The sequence below is a fragment of the Paenibacillus guangzhouensis genome, from assembly GCF_009363075.1.
Classification (GTDB): Bacteria; Bacillota; Bacilli; order Paenibacillales; family Paenibacillaceae; genus Paenibacillus_K; species Paenibacillus_K guangzhouensis.
In genome coordinates, this window is the sequence record NZ_CP045293.1 from 5863877 (window position 1) to 5880414 (window position 16538).

General features: G+C 50.3%; 13 protein-coding genes and 1 pseudogene. 8 read left to right on the top strand and 6 right to left on the bottom strand.

From position 1 onward, the window contains the following. The first annotated feature begins 26 nt into the window (after nucleotides 1–26). Complete coding sequence (locus tag GCU39_RS26460) at nucleotides 27–1487, top strand: beta-propeller fold lactonase family protein (protein WP_227793347.1); 1461 nt, start codon at nucleotides 27–29, stop codon at nucleotides 1485–1487. Nucleotides 1488–1629: 142 nt separating this feature from the next. Here the strand turns inward: GCU39_RS26460 and GCU39_RS26465 are convergent, their stop codons facing one another. After that, nucleotides 1630–2178, bottom strand: a complete 549-nt coding sequence (locus tag GCU39_RS26465) for a GNAT family N-acetyltransferase (protein WP_152396205.1) — start codon at nucleotides 2176–2178, stop codon at nucleotides 1630–1632. A gap of 215 nt (nucleotides 2179–2393) precedes the next feature. On the opposite strand from GCU39_RS26465, the gene GCU39_RS26470 reads away from it, so the two are divergent. The 4 genes from GCU39_RS26470 (at nucleotide 2394) to GCU39_RS26485 (ending at nucleotide 7734) form a co-directional block, all read left to right on the top strand. After that, the gene (locus GCU39_RS26470; RefSeq protein ID WP_152396206.1) at nucleotides 2394–4121 is read left to right on the top strand and encodes an ABC transporter ATP-binding protein; all 1728 of its coding nucleotides are present in this window, start codon (nucleotides 2394–2396) and stop codon (nucleotides 4119–4121) included. Beyond that, on the top strand, nucleotides 4118–5989 hold the full coding sequence (locus GCU39_RS26475) for an ABC transporter ATP-binding protein (RefSeq protein WP_152396207.1): 1872 nt from the start codon (nucleotides 4118–4120) through the stop codon (nucleotides 5987–5989). Before GCU39_RS26470 ends, GCU39_RS26475 begins: the two co-directional genes overlap by 4 nt. Before the next feature lie 148 nt (nucleotides 5990–6137). Next, entirely contained in the window at nucleotides 6138–6659 is a 522-nt protein-coding gene (locus GCU39_RS26480) for a TetR/AcrR family transcriptional regulator (protein ID WP_152396208.1), read from the top strand. Nucleotides 6660–6774: 115 nt separating this feature from the next. Next, the gene (locus GCU39_RS26485; protein ID WP_193726637.1) at nucleotides 6775–7734 is read left to right on the top strand and encodes an SDR family NAD(P)-dependent oxidoreductase; all 960 of its coding nucleotides are present in this window, start codon (nucleotides 6775–6777) and stop codon (nucleotides 7732–7734) included. 92 nt (nucleotides 7735–7826) lie between these two features. Here GCU39_RS26485 and GCU39_RS26490 read toward each other — a convergent pair whose 3' ends face one another. From GCU39_RS26490 to GCU39_RS26500, 3 genes and pseudogenes are all read right to left on the bottom strand, one after another. After that, nucleotides 7827–9506: a DUF4179 domain-containing protein gene (locus GCU39_RS26490; protein ID WP_193726638.1), complete on the bottom strand. Its 1680-nt coding sequence runs from the start codon at nucleotides 9504–9506 to the stop codon at nucleotides 7827–7829. Further along, nucleotides 9479–10135 carry an RNA polymerase sigma factor gene (locus GCU39_RS26495; protein ID WP_227793348.1) on the bottom strand — a complete coding sequence of 219 codons (657 nt, stop codon included), beginning with the start codon at nucleotides 10133–10135 and terminating at the stop codon, nucleotides 9479–9481. The genes GCU39_RS26490 and GCU39_RS26495 overlap by 28 nt, the downstream gene beginning before the upstream one ends. Nucleotides 10136–10204: 69 nt before the next feature. Then, nucleotides 10205–10489, bottom strand: a pseudogene (locus GCU39_RS26500) (PAS domain-containing protein); the annotation flags it as partial. Nucleotides 10490–10731: 242 nt separating this feature from the next. Here GCU39_RS26500 and pepT point away from each other — a divergent pair. Together pepT and GCU39_RS26510 are read left to right on the top strand one after the other, a co-directional pair. Next, the gene (gene pepT, locus GCU39_RS26505) at nucleotides 10732–11973 is read left to right on the top strand and encodes a peptidase T (RefSeq protein WP_152397447.1); all 1242 of its coding nucleotides are present in this window, start codon (nucleotides 10732–10734) and stop codon (nucleotides 11971–11973) included. 65 nt (nucleotides 11974–12038) lie between these two features. Further along, the gene (locus GCU39_RS26510; RefSeq protein WP_152396210.1) at nucleotides 12039–12398 is read left to right on the top strand and encodes a hypothetical protein; all 360 of its coding nucleotides are present in this window, start codon (nucleotides 12039–12041) and stop codon (nucleotides 12396–12398) included. 90 nt (nucleotides 12399–12488) lie between these two features. On the opposite strand, the gene GCU39_RS26515 is transcribed toward GCU39_RS26510, so the two are convergent. After that, nucleotides 12489–14639 carry a YhgE/Pip domain-containing protein gene (locus GCU39_RS26515; protein ID WP_152396211.1) on the bottom strand — a complete coding sequence of 717 codons (2151 nt, stop codon included), beginning with the start codon at nucleotides 14637–14639 and terminating at the stop codon, nucleotides 12489–12491. Between the two features lie 232 nt (nucleotides 14640–14871). On the opposite strand from GCU39_RS26515, the gene GCU39_RS26520 reads away from it, so the two are divergent. Then, a complete protein-coding gene (locus tag GCU39_RS26520) occupies nucleotides 14872–15420 on the top strand; it encodes a putative ABC transporter permease (protein WP_227793349.1) in 549 nt (182 codons plus the stop codon). Between the two features lie 325 nt (nucleotides 15421–15745). On the opposite strand, the gene GCU39_RS26525 is transcribed toward GCU39_RS26520, so the two are convergent. Then, nucleotides 15746–16414, bottom strand: a complete 669-nt coding sequence (locus GCU39_RS26525; RefSeq protein WP_152396213.1) for a hypothetical protein — start codon at nucleotides 16412–16414, stop codon at nucleotides 15746–15748. Nucleotides 16415–16538: the final 124 nt, after the last annotated feature.

The following is a 16538-nucleotide window of genomic DNA, read 5'->3' on the forward strand; positions in this document are numbered from 1 at the left end:
ACTCGATACGAGGAGAGTGTATTCAAATGAAACGATTGACCCTGGTAAGCTTCATGATGGCTTTGATAATTCCGCTGTTTACTTCGCATGCATTCGCTGCCGCACCGAATTTCCAAGCCCTTGGATTCCCGGACGTCGCGTTGGAACAGACGATTGATGCAGGAGAAGGGGCTAAGTTCAAATATGGCCAGGTCAAGATCGAAATCCCGGAGGGAACGTTCGTCAACAAAGTCAAATTTCAAGTTGTAGAGGGGAGTTTGGCGGATTTTCAAGCAAGAGCTCCTGAAGGTGAGACCGTGCTTATGAATTTTGCTTTTCAAGTGACTGATTTGATCACGAAAGAACGCATCATCAAGTTTAACAAACCTGTGATGTTCAGCTACACATCACCTTCAGTTAGCTCCAAGAGCAAGTACTATAATATTTTGCCGGACGGAGCCTTTGTGTTGAACACGGTTCTTCCTGAAATTCATGGTAATACCCTAACGCATCCCAATCCGGGAGCGCCTGTAGGGTGGGCCGTGACTTCGCCAACTTCGTCCGAGAAGAAAACCCCGTCGCCGGGAACAAAAGCGGAGGTAGAGCCCTTTGACGGCAGCATTACGAACAATGCTTTGGCTATAAGTCCTGATGAACAGACTGCGGTAGTCTCGGATAGCCGCGTACAATCGATCCGTGTCTATGACCTCGCCAGAGGGACGTTACGCAAGGAAATCGACGGATTTGTCACACCGAGGAACGTCGTGTTCGTAGACGGAGGCAAAACATTCGTCGTCTCGGACAGCACGCTCGGTACCCTGCGGTTCTACGACTTGAAACAATTAACTTTGAAGGATGAAGTCGTGGTCGGTCCGGGGGCATTCGGTACGGCTGTCAGCCCAGATGGACGCACGTTGTATGTTAACAATCAAGCGCATAGTTCGGTTACGATCGTGGATCTTGAGAAACGTAAGCCAACTGCGGTCATTGCCGGGTTTGCACAGCCGCGGCAGGGAATCGTCATGTCTCCAGACGGACGATATGTGTTCGTTACGAACTTCAAGGGAGACAAGGTATCTGTTGTTGATGCTGCTACGAATAGTATCGTGCGTGAGATTACCGGGTTTGAGATGATACGCGGGATTTCGGTGACCAAGGACGGTATCTTGTACGCAGCCAATAGCGGGCGGGATAGTATTTCCGTCGTGGACATCGCTCAGGGGAAAATCATCAGCGAGGTAAAGGTCGGCCGCGAACCCTATGGCGCAGCCCTTTCACCTGACGGCAAACTGCTCTTTGCCAGCAGCAAGGTGGACAATACGATTGATGTGATTACCGTCTCTGACTACCGCGTGATCAAGACCATCAAGGGATTCTTGGAGCCTAGGCAAGCGATCATCTTCAACCGCGCTGGGGACGTCGCTTATGTCCTGAACCGTGATCTCTCGATTTCATGGGTGAATGTGAAGGATCGTGTAATTATGAATACCATTCAAGATGATAAATAACGAGTTCTAAAAAAATTAGTCCCCTTGATGATCGAGGGGACTAATTTTCCGTGGAGCGCTAATTATACGATAGCATGACCGACGTCATGTGGGTCAGTACCTTCTTAATGGTGTCAATCCGTGAAACAATGAACCGCCAATATTATGAATTCAGTCGTTGCTCAAAGCAATGAAATCCGTTCGGATGGATGTGTTGATGGGCATAGCCGAGGCTGCCGTAGAATTGGAAGAGGATCTCGTTCGTTGCGATGCAGTCGAGACGGATGCGATCCTTACCTTCGAAGCGAATCCCGTTCGCTGCCCATTGCATCATGGCTTCGCCGAGTCCTGTCCCGGCGTAATCCCGGTTAATGGCTAATCGGTGCAGGTAGACTGAAGTGTTATGATCTTCTGCCGTCTCCCAGAGTTCAAGGTCCCAAGGACTCGGCGTGGTGAGGAGTATCACGACACAAGCCACTTTACCTTGATCGACATCTCTCCCAATAAACACATCGCCCCGCGCAATCGCATCGGACGTGCCGTGCACATCCTCTCCTGTGAGCAATCCGCTCCATTGGGTCGATCCTTTACTTTGCAGCCACAAGGCCGTCTGACGCAGCAATGCGTTAACAGCCTCGGAATCCGCAGGTGTTGCTTGTTCAGCTTGAATTCGTTCGCGAATCCAAGGTTCTCTGATGGTGAACAGGTTCATATGGCTTGCTCCTCTCATTAAAATGATCGTACGGAATGGAATAGAATATAGAAGCAGTATACAACCTATAAAATATTTTTCAAATCCCGAAGTACATTTTTACTCCGAATAAGAGTGTGGGATTGTTGGTTGACATCAAATAATTTACGTATATATAATTAGATGATCTAATAAATAGAGTGACGAAATATTGTGGAGCTAGGAGATGACCATGCATGCTCAAGTTGTTTCGATTTCTGAAGCCGTTCTGGCTTCCTATTGTGTTTGTACTGGTGTTTGTATTCCTGCAGTCTCTATCTGAATTGTATTTGCCAACCTTAATGGCGGATATTGTGGATACGGGGATCGTGAAGGGAGATACGGATTACATTTGGCGTATTGGCGGTTTCATGCTGCTCGTGGCGGCAGGTGGAGGAATTTGTGCCATTACGGCCAGTTATTTATCGGCGCGTGTAGCGGCCGGTTATGGTCGTCAGTTGCGCAGCAGAGTGTTCAAGCATGTCGAGAACTTCTCATTGCAGGAGTTTGATAAGATTGGCACGGCCTCGCTTATTACGCGAACGACGAATGACATTACCCAAGTGCAGACAGTCCTTGTGATGATTCTGCGGATGATGGTCATGGCGCCGATGATGTGTATCGGGGGCCTCATTATGGCGATCTCCAAAGATGCGCATTTAACGTGGGTTCTCGCGGTGGTTATTCCTGTCTTGGCACTGGCAATTTTCGCGGTGGCGAGCCGAGGGATTCCATTGTTCAAAGCGATGCAGAAGAAGCTTGACCGCTTGAACCTTGTCCTGCGTGAAGGATTAACGGGGATTCGGGTTATTCGTTCCTTCAACCGGATCAATTATGAGAAGGAGCGCTTCCGGGATGCGAACGCGGACTTGACGAATACGGCGATTCGCGTCAATCGGATTATGGCATTTCTGATGCCTGTGATGATGATCGTGATGAACTTCTCGTCGATTGCGATTATCTGGTTCGGCGGCTTGCGGATCGATACGGGCCATATGGAGGTTGGGAGTCTCATGGCCTTCTTGCAATACGCGATGCAGATCATGTTCTCCTTGTTGATGGTGTCGATGATGTTCGTCTTGATTCCGCGGGCTTCGGCATCGGCGGTGCGGATTAATGAAGTGCTCGATATGAAGCCGGAGATTGAAGATCCAGCGCAAGGAGCGAGAACTGACGGCCGTCGTGGATATATCGAGTTTAATGATGTCACCTTCAGCTATCCGGGAGCAGAGCAGCCTGCGTTATCGAATCTGTCTTTCCGGGCAGCGCCTGGGCAAGTCACAGCGATCATCGGTGGTACCGGTTCCGGGAAATCCACGCTTCTCAGCTTGCTGCCGCGTTTCTACGATGTCGATAGCGGATCGGTTGTGATCGATGGAGTAGATGTGAAACGACTAACCCAGAGCGAGCTGCGATCAAAGATCGGATTTGTACCGCAAAAAGCCGTCCTCTTCACCGGCACCATTGCCGAGAACATTCGGTACGGAAAAGAAGATGCGACGGACGAAGAAGTCCGGCATGCCGCTGAAATTGCGCAAGCGAGCGATTTCATCAGCGATATGACTGATGGATATGATGCACTGATTGCACAAGGTGGAACGAACGTATCGGGCGGTCAGAAACAGCGGCTGTCGATCGCGCGTGCGTTGGTGCGCAAACCGGAGATTTATTTGTTCGATGACAGCTTCTCCGCCTTAGACTTTAAAACGGATGCGAAGCTGCGTGCTGCCCTGCGCGGCGAGACGACGGATGCGACCGTATTGATCGTTGCGCAGCGGGTGAGCACGGTGATGGATGCAGACCAGATCATTGTGCTTGAAGAGGGGCGTATTGCAGGCATGGGTACGCATCGCGAGCTGATGGATACGTCGGAAGTGTACCGTGAGATTGTATCCTCACAGTTGTCAGAGGAGGAGATCGCATGAGTAAGGAAGCACGAGGACCCAAGCATGGCGGACGCGGCCCTATGGGCGGCGGTGGCGGTATGGGCATGGGGATGCCTGTTCAGAAAGCTAAAAACTTCAAAGGCACATTAAAACGGCTGATGGGGTACATGGCACCGCGCAAATACCAATTGATCGCGGTATTGATCACGGCGATCTTGAGTACGGTATTCAGCATTGTCAGCCCGAAAATTATGGGGAAGGCGACAACGAAGCTGTTCGAAGGTCTGATGGGCAAAATGAAAGGCGTTCCAGGAGCGTCCATCGACTTTAGTTATATCGGGGATATTCTGCTTATTCTGGCGGGGCTCTATATCATCAGTGCGATATTCTCCTATTTGCAGCAATATATTATGGCAGGTGTGTCGCAAAAAATCGTCTTCGATATGCGGACACAAGTGAATGACAAGCTGGCGCGGCTGCCGCTCAAATATTTCGACGGTCGGACGCACGGTGAGATTCTGAGCCGGGTGACGAATGATATCGATAATATCAGTACGACGCTCCAACAGAGCTTGACGCAGTTGATTACGTCGATCATTACGATTATTGGGGTTATCGTGATGATGCTGACGATCAGTCCATTGCTGACGTTGATTACAGTCGTGACCTTGCCGCTGAGCTTCTTGGTGACGGTGATGATCGCGAAGCGTTCGCAGGTGTATTTTGCGGGGCAGCAGAAATCTTTAGGTGAACTGAACGGTCATGTCGAAGAGATGTACACCGGACACCGTATTGTCAAAGCATTCGGTCGCGAAGAGAAGTCGCTCGAGAAATTCGAGGAGATTAACGAAGGGTTGTATCGTTCGGGATGGCGCGCTCAGTTCATTTCCGGGATTATTATGCCGCTCATGAGCTTCATCACGAATATTGGCTATGTGCTCGTCTGTGTGGTCGGCGGGCTGCTCGTGACGAAGAAATCCATCGAGATCGGGGATATTCAAGCCTTTATTCAATATGCAAGACAATTTGGACAGCCGATTGCACAGACGGCGAATATCGCGAATATTATCCAGTCGACGATCGCTTCGGCGGAGCGGGTATTCGAAGTGTTGGACGAAGAGGAAGAGGTGCCGGAAGCAGCGAAGCCAGCGCTCGTTCAAGAGCCGCAAGGCTTTGTGTCCTTCGAGCATGTGAAATTCGGATATAAGTCAGATGAAATTCTCATCGAGGATATGAATATCGATGTGAAGCCGGGGCAGACCATTGCCATCGTAGGTCCGACGGGTGCAGGAAAGACGACGCTGATCAACCTGCTGATGCGTTTCTATGAAATCAATGATGGCAAGATCACAATCGACGGCGTCGATATTCGGGATATGAGACGCGGAGACTTACGTGGTATGTTCGGGATGGTGCTGCAGGATACATGGCTGTTCAATGGAACAATTCGCGACAATATTGCTTACGGGCGTGAAGGCGCGACAGAGCATGAGATCATTCGCGCGGCCAAAGCTGCACATGCGGACTTCTTCATTCGGACGCTGCCGGATGGGTACAACACGGTGCTGAACGAAGAAGCGTCGAACATCTCGCAAGGGCAGAAGCAGCTGCTCACGATTGCGCGGGCGATCCTCGCCGATCCAGCGATATTGATCCTAGATGAAGCGACGAGTAGTGTGGATACGCGGACAGAAGTCTATATCCAGCGTGCGATGAAGGAACTCATGAATGGCCGCACGAGCTTCGTGATCGCCCATCGTCTGTCGACGATTCGGGATGCCGATCTCATTCTGGTCATGAATCATGGTACGGTCATTGAGCAAGGGAACCATAACGAGCTGATGGCGCAAGGCGGATTCTATGCCGACCTGTATAATAGTCAGTTTACGGGCAAGTCGATCAGTTAATGGAATTGCGTTAAGGATGGAGAGGCACTTCGGTGAACGAAGCGGTCTCTCCTTTTTATACGCGTTGCATCGGTACTTTTTTTCGTTTATACTGTGTTTAATTTTATTAATTGATGGATCACTTACTATTGGTGAAGGAGGAGAGGACATGGCCAAAAAGGAGACGGCGATGGTGAATCGTAAATCGGACATTATATCGGCGGCGATTGAGGTATTCGCTGAGACCGGATATTATCGGGCAACGACGGCACAGGTCGCGGCGCGGGCCCAAATATCGCAGCCCTATGTGTTTAAGTTTTTTGCGACGAAGGAAGCCTTGCTGCTGAATGCGCTCGAGGTATCCTGGACACGCGTGGTCGATTCTTTTCGCAAAGTCGTGGAGTCCGCTGCGCCGGAACAATTGGAGCGTGAGCTGATCGAGGCTTATGAGGAGATTCTAGCGGCATATCAGAATGAAGTTCTGCTTCAGATGCAAGCGCAGACGATTCGAGAAGACGCGATCCAAGAAGCGATGCGAAATGGTTATAGCGAAGTGCGCCAAATCGTGCTCGAAGCTTTCCGCGCAGCGGGTATTCCGAATGCTGAAGAGCGGACGATGTTATTCCTTGCTCGAGGATTGCTGTGCAACATTTCGATTGCGCTGGATATGCCGGAGCTGAAAGTATTTTGAGGAGGAATCCCCCTCTTCCGAAATTAGTGATTGATTAATCAATAACGACGTGTTATATTGATTTCAACAAAAGTTAGTGATTGATCAATCACAAATAACCAATGAGGTGATTTCAATGAAAAAAGCAATTGTTGTAGGGGCAACAGGAGGAACAGGCGCCGCCATTGTAGAGGAACTGGTCGCACGCGGAATACAGACGATCGCTTTCGGTCGATCCAAGCAGAAGCTGGATCAGCTGTATGCCAGATTAGATCATCCTGCGCATCTAACATTAGCCGTAGGAGATGCATTCCAGCCAGAGACCATCGTCTCCGCTTCGGGTGATGCGGACGTCCTGTTCCATGCCGCAAATGTGCCATATCACGAGATGGTCAGCAAGCTGATCCCGCTGGGGGAATCGGTGATGGAAGCCGCAAATCAGCTTGGGATCAAGGTGGTTGCCATCGACGGCATCTATCCGTACGGCAGAAGACAAATGGGGCGCGTTACTGAAGAGCATCCGAAGCAGCCGCATACGAAAAAGGGCAAGATCCGGCTAGCTTATGAGCAAATGCTGTTCGAGAAGCGCTGGAATCGATCGAAGGTGATGATCGTCCGTTTGCCGGATTATTATGGTCCAACAGCGAATGAAGCATCTTATCTGGGTTCAACGCTCGAGGCGATTGCTGCTGGCAAGATGGCGTTCTTCATCGGCAATATGCGTGTGCCACGGGAATATGTCTACCTTCCTGATGCAGCGTATATGATCGCAGAGCTAGCGAGCAGAGATCATGCCTATAATCAGAATTGGCATATTCCAGGTGCCGGCATCATCTCAGGTAAGGACATCGTCCGAATTGCCCGTCAGGCAAGCGGAAGCTCCAAATCTGTCCTGCCGCTAGGTAGAATAGGGTTGTCCTTGCTCGGCCTCTCCGTGCCGGTCATGAAGGAAGTGGTGGAGATGCTGTACTTGACTGAGGAGCCGCTCGTGCTCAGCGGGGATAAGTATCAGAAGCAGATTAGTCCAATCCGGGCGACGGACTTTGAGCAGGGGATTACGGATACGATTCGTACGTTGCAAAAGTCTAGGGATTAGTTATTGATTAATCACTAATAAAATGAGCGAAAAAGGGGCTGCCTAGGGCACCCCTTTCTTTACATAGCAGCGTATGGTTTAAGGTTTTAACCTTACGGTTGAATCTGGATCGTTGCTTTTCGGCTTGGATCGTGATAGATGTAGATGCCTGGATTGATTTCGATGGTGGCATCGCTCGGGATATCTTTGTAGCGCTCCACTTTTTTGCCTACGGCGTTCGGCCCTGTCGGACGATATTCCGGAAGAATTTGTTCGTCGTCACCCTTGAGTCGAAGGACACTCTGGCTGATCGTATAAAAGGTCGGTGAAGGCGAATCTGACTCGACGACGAGATCTTCTCCATCGCGATAGTACGTATACTGAATGTCGAAGCCTTCCGGCATACGGATAGAGGCCTGCTGTTTCTCTGCCCCCGGTGTCTGCAGCGTGATCCAATTTCGGGAGGTATCCCTCATATCGACGATCGGGTTCTTCAGGACCAACGTCATCGGTACGCCAGACCAGTCTTGGTACCATCCCGGAGTATCGAATCTAAAATACTCTCCGGTCATCTCATTCCGTTCGTTCTGAGTCGTCTGGTACCCTCCTTTAATCATGTGATCTCCCACTTGCAGCGTAATATCTTTGAAAGAGACATTGCCGATCGTGGCCCATCGGTCACGACCGACCCCGGTCCGTTCGAATGGGATTTGGATGCTGAGCGGCGCGACGACAAGTTTCTGCAGCGATATGGCGGAATGCTCTAACAGCTTGGCATCCGGGGTTAATGGCTGGGTGTAGATCGCTTCGCTCGCCTTCTTGCCGTCAACGGCAAAATGGAAATCCCAAGTACCGTCGTAACGCTGTGCTTCCGCTAAGTAGGATACACTCCAATCAGCAGATTTCAGCTGCTCATCGCTCAGTTGATATACATTTTCTAAGAGCATTTCATGACCTTCGGAAGGAAGTTGGGTTCGGGACACCGTGTTAACCCGCTGACCCTGCAATGACAACTCTAATTTGGGATCGGTCTTGCTCGCTTGCTCCATCGGCACAGCTGTCGCAATGGTGTAGCGAATGGCCACTTTGCCTTGATCTCGAGTGATGGACTGCACTGTGATTGAAGGGTATGGCTTCGATAGCAGATCCAGCTTCTCATTCAACTTGCCGTCCCAAGGGACAGATACAGCATCCGTTTGGTAGAAGATTAGGTCCTTGGCGCTCAGTTGATAATCTTTTTGTTTCGACTTCAGGGTATCGTTCAGCGTATACATGCCGAGCAGCTTGCCGCTATCTTTGTCCTTGCTGAAATAACCGTGAATCGGCTTTGCTTTTTGTCCGTCCTCTGATAAAGTCGTGCTATCAAAATCAATAACCTCGTACTTTGGCATATTCGGCACTTCGAGCGAGACGAGAATCTTCATCCGGTCATTGCCCGTAACGACCCCATGCAGGTTCATAGTGATGCCCTGCTGTGTCACGCCAAGATCATATTGCTGCCCAATCCCGTTCTCCAACGCCGAATGTACGGTCTGCGTCCCGAATAGATTGTTCCAATTGATCTTGACGTCCGCGAAGACGGGAACGGATATCGTAAGGCAGCAGGCCAAGGCGATAGCTGCAGGTACCCATTTACGTGTTGAGGTTCTCCTCGTGCGGGATGGAGCCCCTTGATGGGCTTTGTGTGTTGCGACTTTTCGTTCGATGTTGGCCCACATCGTCTCATAATCAGGCGATTGTTCATCGCGCTGCTGAAGCCGTTCTTTTATTTCGTTTTCACGGATGGGGTACATGTCCATGCATCTCCTTCACTCATGGGATTAGGGGCGTCCTTCATGAAGCTGCGCAGCATCTGTAATCCACGATTGACCCGGGATTTCACCGTGCCCTCGGGGACCCGGAGTACTTGCGCCGTCTCGGCGATGCTCATATCGTTCCCGATTCGGAGTACGACTGCAACGCGCAGCTTGTCGGGCAGCTTGCTAAGAATGGCGCTGAATTCGTCCGCGATCTCAACCTGCTCATAGTGCTCCTCGATTTTAATCGATGGGCGGGTTAGGGAGAGTAGGAAGGATAGCTTCTCTTTGCGCTTCCCATTGAGACGACGCTTTAATACCGTGTTGCACTCGTTCACAGCGATTCGCATTAGCCAAGGTTTGATATCTTTAATGTCGGTACGATCTACGATCATTGCCTTGAAGAATACTTCTTGGCAGACATCCTCGGCATCCGCCTGCTGCTGAAGCATATGCCTGCACAGCCGATAGACTTGTTCTTTGTACGTCTCGAACATTTCCCGATCGTTCAATGTCACGGGCACCTCCTCGTTCAGTGTGATTTCATAGGCTAAGACTATTAAGGCGCCAAAAAGGTTCCCTAGATCAACATGAGATGAAGGCACGAGCTTCGTGATTGCGAACATGATTATAATTCATTATAAAAGGACTGCCCTTCGTCGACATCATCGACTTCAAGGCAGTCCTTGGTTGTATTAAGAGAGAATTCGTTTTTGACCTTCGAGTTGACGTATAGGTGCTATATTTTGCGTAAATTCTAATGTGCCTTGGTAGTTCCCTTCGTCATCACGTACAGCGAAATATCGGATCAAGACGAACTTATCCTGGAAGGGAATCCAGAAATCCTCGACGTCTTTGGTTCCGGCTTTGAACTCTTCTAATAGTTGATTAACGACGTGGACGCTTTGCGGTGGATGGCAATGCTGAACCGTGCGTCCAATGACCGCTTTCGTCCGAGCGAATATTCGCTCTTTGCCATGTCATTTCACTCATCGGAATACCCTCCTAGTGTTAAGCATGTAATTGGCTTTGACCTTACAATAACAAAGGAAGAGAGAGCAAGGCTTGATTCAGATCACATTTTTACAAAAACATTTTCGGGTCGTTCCTAAGGGTCACCTAGCAGATAAATGACCCCAAAAAGTGGTATGATAAGGGCATCGTAGTTGGCAATTTACGTTATGAGACGAGAGGAGCTTGATACATAATGAATTTATCGCATTTGAAAGCCGAGATAATGGAACGGTTTATTTCGTACGTGAAGGTCGATACACAATCGAACGAGGAGAGCACGACATGCCCTTCAACGCCGGGGCAGCTCACGCTTGCGAATCAGCTCGTGGACGAGCTGAAGCGCATCGGCATGGAGGAAGTGACGATCGATGCGAATGGTTACGTCATGGCGACGCTGCCTTCGAACTCCGATCGCGAGGTGACGACGATTGGGTTCCTGGCGCATGTGGATACGGCGACGGATTTTACAGGGGCAGGCGTGAATCCGCAAATTATTGAGCGTTATGAGGGCGGCGATATCGTCTTGAACAAGGCGCTTAACGTCGTTCTATCACCGGCCAAGTTCCCGGAACTGGGCAACTACCATGGGCATACGCTCATTACGACCGATGGGACAACTCTGCTCGGCGCAGACGATAAAGCCGGCATTGCCGAGATCATGACAGCGATGGCTTATTTGATTCAGCATCCGGAAATGAAGCATGGCAAGGTCCGCGTCGCTTTCACGCCGGATGAAGAAATCGGCCGAGGTCCGGATAAGTTCGATGTCGATGCTTTTGGTGCAACGTATGCGTATACGATGGACGGCGGTCCGCTTGGCGAATTGGAATACGAGAGCTTCAATGCAGCCGCAGCGAAAATTACGGTGAAAGGTTCCAATGTTCACCCCGGCACGGCGAAAGGCAAGATGATCAACTCGGCCAAAATCGCGATGGCCATCCATGCTGAGCTGCCGCAGGAGCAAGCGCCGGAATATACGGAAGGTTACGAAGGTTTCTACCATCTTAGCTCCTTCCAAGGCGATGTGGAGCAGTCCAAATTGAGCTATATCATACGGGATTTTGACACAGAACAATTCGAAGCGAAAAAAGAGAGACTGGCGGAGATCGTCAGCAAGTTCCAGGCGGAATACGGCGAGGAGAACGTCATACTCGAGATGCGTGACCAATACTACAACATGCGGAATAAAATCGAGCCCGTGAAGCATATCGTAGATATTGCTCATCAGGCGATGGAATCACTCGGCATTACGCCGATTATTATCCCGATCCGCGGAGGTACGGACGGATCTCAGTTGTCTTATATGGGATTGCCGACGCCGAATATTTTCGCTGGCGGAGAGAATTTTCACGGCAAATTCGAGTATGTGTCCGCAGACACCATGATCAAAGCAACGGAAGTGATCGTGGATATTATTCAACGGTTCGAGCAGCAAGCGGATAAACAGTAGAGGTAGAGCCTGGAGACGACTCATGAACATGGGGGATGAGTGTGCGCACTCGAATGTTTAAGGGAATGCTCGTTTTGGTTATTATACTGTCCGTGGGTATCGGTTGTGTCCGACAGTCGGAACCGGCATCGACACCCAGCACGAACTCATGGGCCTTTGACTTTATTCAATGGCAAGATGCGTCCTATCGGCTGACCAATGAGGTGGTAGAACGTATGGGTGAACCCATCGGATACGTAGATAACTATTCAACGGATGAGCTCGCCAGCACAGGTGGTATTTTTTCGAATCACTTCCCTAAAGGGACACCTATCTATGCGATCAACGGCGAAAGTACCGAGGATGCAATTACCGTCCAGCAAGACGGGGAATGGGTGAGGCTGTTCAACACCGATAAATTCGGGTGGCAACTTCCGGCAAAATGAAGAAGAGGCTGCTGCAGGCGAAACATGGTTTTCGCGCTGCGGCAGCCTTTTTTGGCGTATATTGAGGAATGAAGCGTTGTGGCATGCTGGTCAGTGGATCAGCTTGCTCTTCTTCGCCTTCTCAACCATGCCATGACTGATCTTATTAATCGGCGTCTTCAATGCAAGTCCCAAGACGAGCGCAATGCCTGCGAACATCAGCAGCATCCAGAAGTCCCTCTGCACGATGTCCCACAGAATGCCGCCCGTCGCTTCACGCATCATACTGATCGCATAGGTGAACGGTAGGAACGGATGGATGACCTGGAAGAAATGCGGCGTAACCTGGATCGGAAAGGTACCGCCTGCTCCGGCGAGCTGCAGGACTAGCAGGACGATGGACATAGCCTTGCCAACGTTGCCGAAGATCGAGACGAGTGTGTAGACGATCAGCATGAAGACAATGCTCAGGAACACCCCGAACAGCACGAACCAGAGCTTCTCGCGGACGAAGGCGCCGAGGAAATAGATGTCCCCGAGCGTATCGAACAAGGATTGGAGAATCGCGATGGTGACGAACGTTAAATAGCGGCCGAAATAAATCTGATACCCACGGTATTCGACCCCTTCGTGATGCACCTCGACTGTGAGCAACGAGACGAGCAACAGCGCGCCGACCCACAGCGAGAGCGTCGTGAAGAATGGCGACATCCCCGAACCGTAATTCGGAATTGGGAATAGCTTATTCTCCTTCAGGATGACGGGCTGCGCGAAGAATGCGCTCTCCTTCTCGAAATTGTTCTGCAGCAGGTCAATAATTTCTTCAATATTGCCGTGTTTCTCAAAATCTCGGATTTTGCTCGTAATCTCGCCGATCTTTGATTTGACGATTGGGAGGTCGGCCGTGACGACTTTGATCCCTTGGTCGCCGAGGGTTAGACCTTTATTCGCGTCGCTAAGCAGCTTCTCCATATCGGGCACGCGCGCGGAAGCTTCCTTCAAGATCGTGTGAATCTGATCTGTCGATTGTTTGGCCTGCTTTACCGTCTTCACGATATTCGGCGTAATCTCCGTATCGAAGCGGTCTGTAAGATCTCCAAGATCTTTGGCGGCTTCATCGGATAACGTGTTGAGGCGGTTCAACAGCGTGTCGGATACGGCTTCTCCTCGGCTGACGGCTGATTGAATGTCTCTTACCGTTGATGCCTGCTGCCGGAAGCGATCATGGTCGCGTTGAAGCCGCACGATCGTCTTATTGAACAGCTTGCCGCGCGAGATCTCGTTCAGTCGTTCGAACCAGGCTTGCGTGCCGCTCGCAAGGCGTACGGCTCCGTCAAGACGCGACGCTGCTTGCTGTAGCGCGAGATTGACGGCAGACGGGCCTGCCGTAGTATCTTTCAGCACGCCGCTCAAATCCTTCATCGCTAATGCGGCTTGCTGCAAGGAACCAAGGTCTTGTTTGATGAAAGGTGCCGCTGATTCGAGGCCTTGCTGGCTGTAATCGAGCAGCTCGCCCACACGCTGGCTGAATTGCTCGCCCTTCTTCGCTACATCGGCGAGAATCGGTAGGCTCTGCTGCGATTCCTTGACGATGCTATGCGCCGTCTCAACGTCTTTCATCGCCACCTTCAGGACACGCTCTAGCTCCGGGAAATCCTTCTCAATCTTGAAGACGAGAGATCGGACCTTCTCGATGGTGGGCAATTCTTTGTGGAGCGTAACGCCAATTTCGTTGAATATTTTGAAGATGGCTCTGTTCGCTTCCTTCACAAAGTTCGAGCTAACCTCTTGAATGATCCCAGAGGCGCCGCTGGACGTGATTTTGGGTGCGATCGCATTAACTTTCTCATTGACGTAATAATCAATTTCCGCCTTGATCGGTTCCTTGGATAGAACTGTGGCAATACGGGCGGAGAAGTTCTTGGGAATAATAATGCTCGCGTAATAGTCGCCGTGTTCCGTGCCGGAGATCGCTTTTTTGGTATCGACGAACTGCCATCCGATCTTATGATTTTCCCGCAGGGAGGCGATGATCTCATTGCCGATGTTGATCGGCTTGTCCATGATCGTCGAACCTTGGTCTTCGCTGGATACCGCTACCTGTATTCCTTTGGTGTTCCCGTAGGGGTCCCATGAAGCTTTGATGTTGAACCAAGCGTAGAGTGACGGCAGGATGATGAGCCCCAAGATCATCACGGCTGCGGCTCCATTCGTGCATATGTTGCGTATATCCGTTCCGTAGATTTGAAAGATTTTGCGCATAAGTCCCCCAGCTTCCATGTGCGGTAGCATGTTGATACCACAATAGAATTTATCAGTTTCTCGACGAAACTTGTTTTTATCTCTCTCGCTTTAGGCGGTTTACGTCACCGAAGGCGTTTGATGCTTGTGAGTTCAGTTTCGTTCTTACGGGTGGGCTTTATGCATACGACAGGAAATCTGTTTAAATACCGGATAGGATTGGTAAAATATCACATACTAGACCCACCTAATCATGAGAGTGACGGTGTATGTGAGTATGATGAATGCTGCTGAGGTTTTCTTTTATTTTATCGGCTATGCCCTGGGGGGATGGCTGCTCGAGAATGTATACAGCTGGGTGACGACTGGGGTGTTCTTCAAGGAGGGCTTCCTCTATGGTCCGCTCAAGCCGATGTATGGCTTCTCGCCGGTGCTCATCGTGTATAGCGTGAATGAATCGACGCACTGGATCTTATTGTTGCTGCTCTGCTTCATGATCCCGACTGTTATTGAATACGTAAGTGGAATGCTGCTAGAAAGGCTGTTCCACGAGCGCTATTGGGATTACAGGCAGCTGCCATTACAGCTGCACGGACATATTTGTGTGTCGTTCTCGCTTTGTTGGGTGCTCTTGTCGCTTGCTGTAGTTGTACTGCTGCATCCATTATTCCAATCCCTGTATTCGCATCTATCGGGCGTGTGGGGGATGCTCTGGCCGATGTTTGCAGTCATTCTGCTGGCAGACCTCATTGTGACGGTGAGGAAACGCAGTCGAGCGGTGCGTGGTCGTCAGCCGGTGTAGGAGGAGTAGAGGCTCGCCCTCTCAATTTTGTATTCCCACAATGATATCCCCTCCCTCCCTAGCTATATTGGATTTTTGTATGAACTTTGGATTAGAATGCTCTTTTCGTGCGGCTATATTGGATCATTGCAGGATAGAGTGATGATTCTGAACACTACTGGCACATATCGGTAGAACTTCGTGCAGAAATCCAGGATAGATGAGAGATGGCGTGAATATAGTCTCCTATCCTGGACGAAATCCAGGATAGGAGGGTCCTGCCGGACGCTGCGATAACTCCCACTGGACTCTAACTTCACACCCGAACGTGTCAATCTCTTTTCTGCTAGAGCAGCTGTGCCAGCGCGCTTTCTTGGATTTCGTAGTAGCGCATCGTCTGACCTTTGGAAGTGGGCGTTAGGAAACCTTTTGTAGTGAGTGATTGTAGGTGTTTGCGCGATGTGCGGTAGTCCAGCTCCCAGGTGTCACTAACATCCTTAGGTCTTATTGGCCGACCGAGCTGCCATGCGAAGTGTAGGATGTCTTTTTCGATTCTGCTCACGGCACTCGGTATGTTGCTGCGCAGGGTGTAGGGGCCAATCGCCAGTTGAAGCAAAGTACGACACACCTCAGGGTGCTGCTGCACATCGTCGAATGAGAAGTGAATCATACGCCAGCCTAATCCGGTTAAGAATGTGTCGCGATTAAGAGCATAGCTGAACTTCTCCCGATCCATATCCTTAATATGACTCTGGTATCCGTCACATTCGATCCCGAACCGACCGAATGGAGTTAAAAAAGCAAAATCGAGGAAATGCGACTTGCGCTTCCAATCGTATACCTCATATTCCGGATGCAGGTGCTCGAAATTGCCGAATAAGGGCCACCATACTTGTTGGAGCAGAAGTTTCTCCGCATATTGATGGCCGCGGATTAGACGTCCTTTCCGCTCACCGGTACGGCGCTCCATGTGTTGATTCAGAAATGCTTGATGTGCTTGTTCGAATGTACTCACAAGATCCGCCTCCTTCATAGCAATGCGTACAAAAAAAAGAACGTCCATAGGCCTTGTGGCTATGGACGTTCTTCGTCTGTCTATATTTTACTGGGTGCTAAGTGTTCAGTCCAGCTTTTATTCG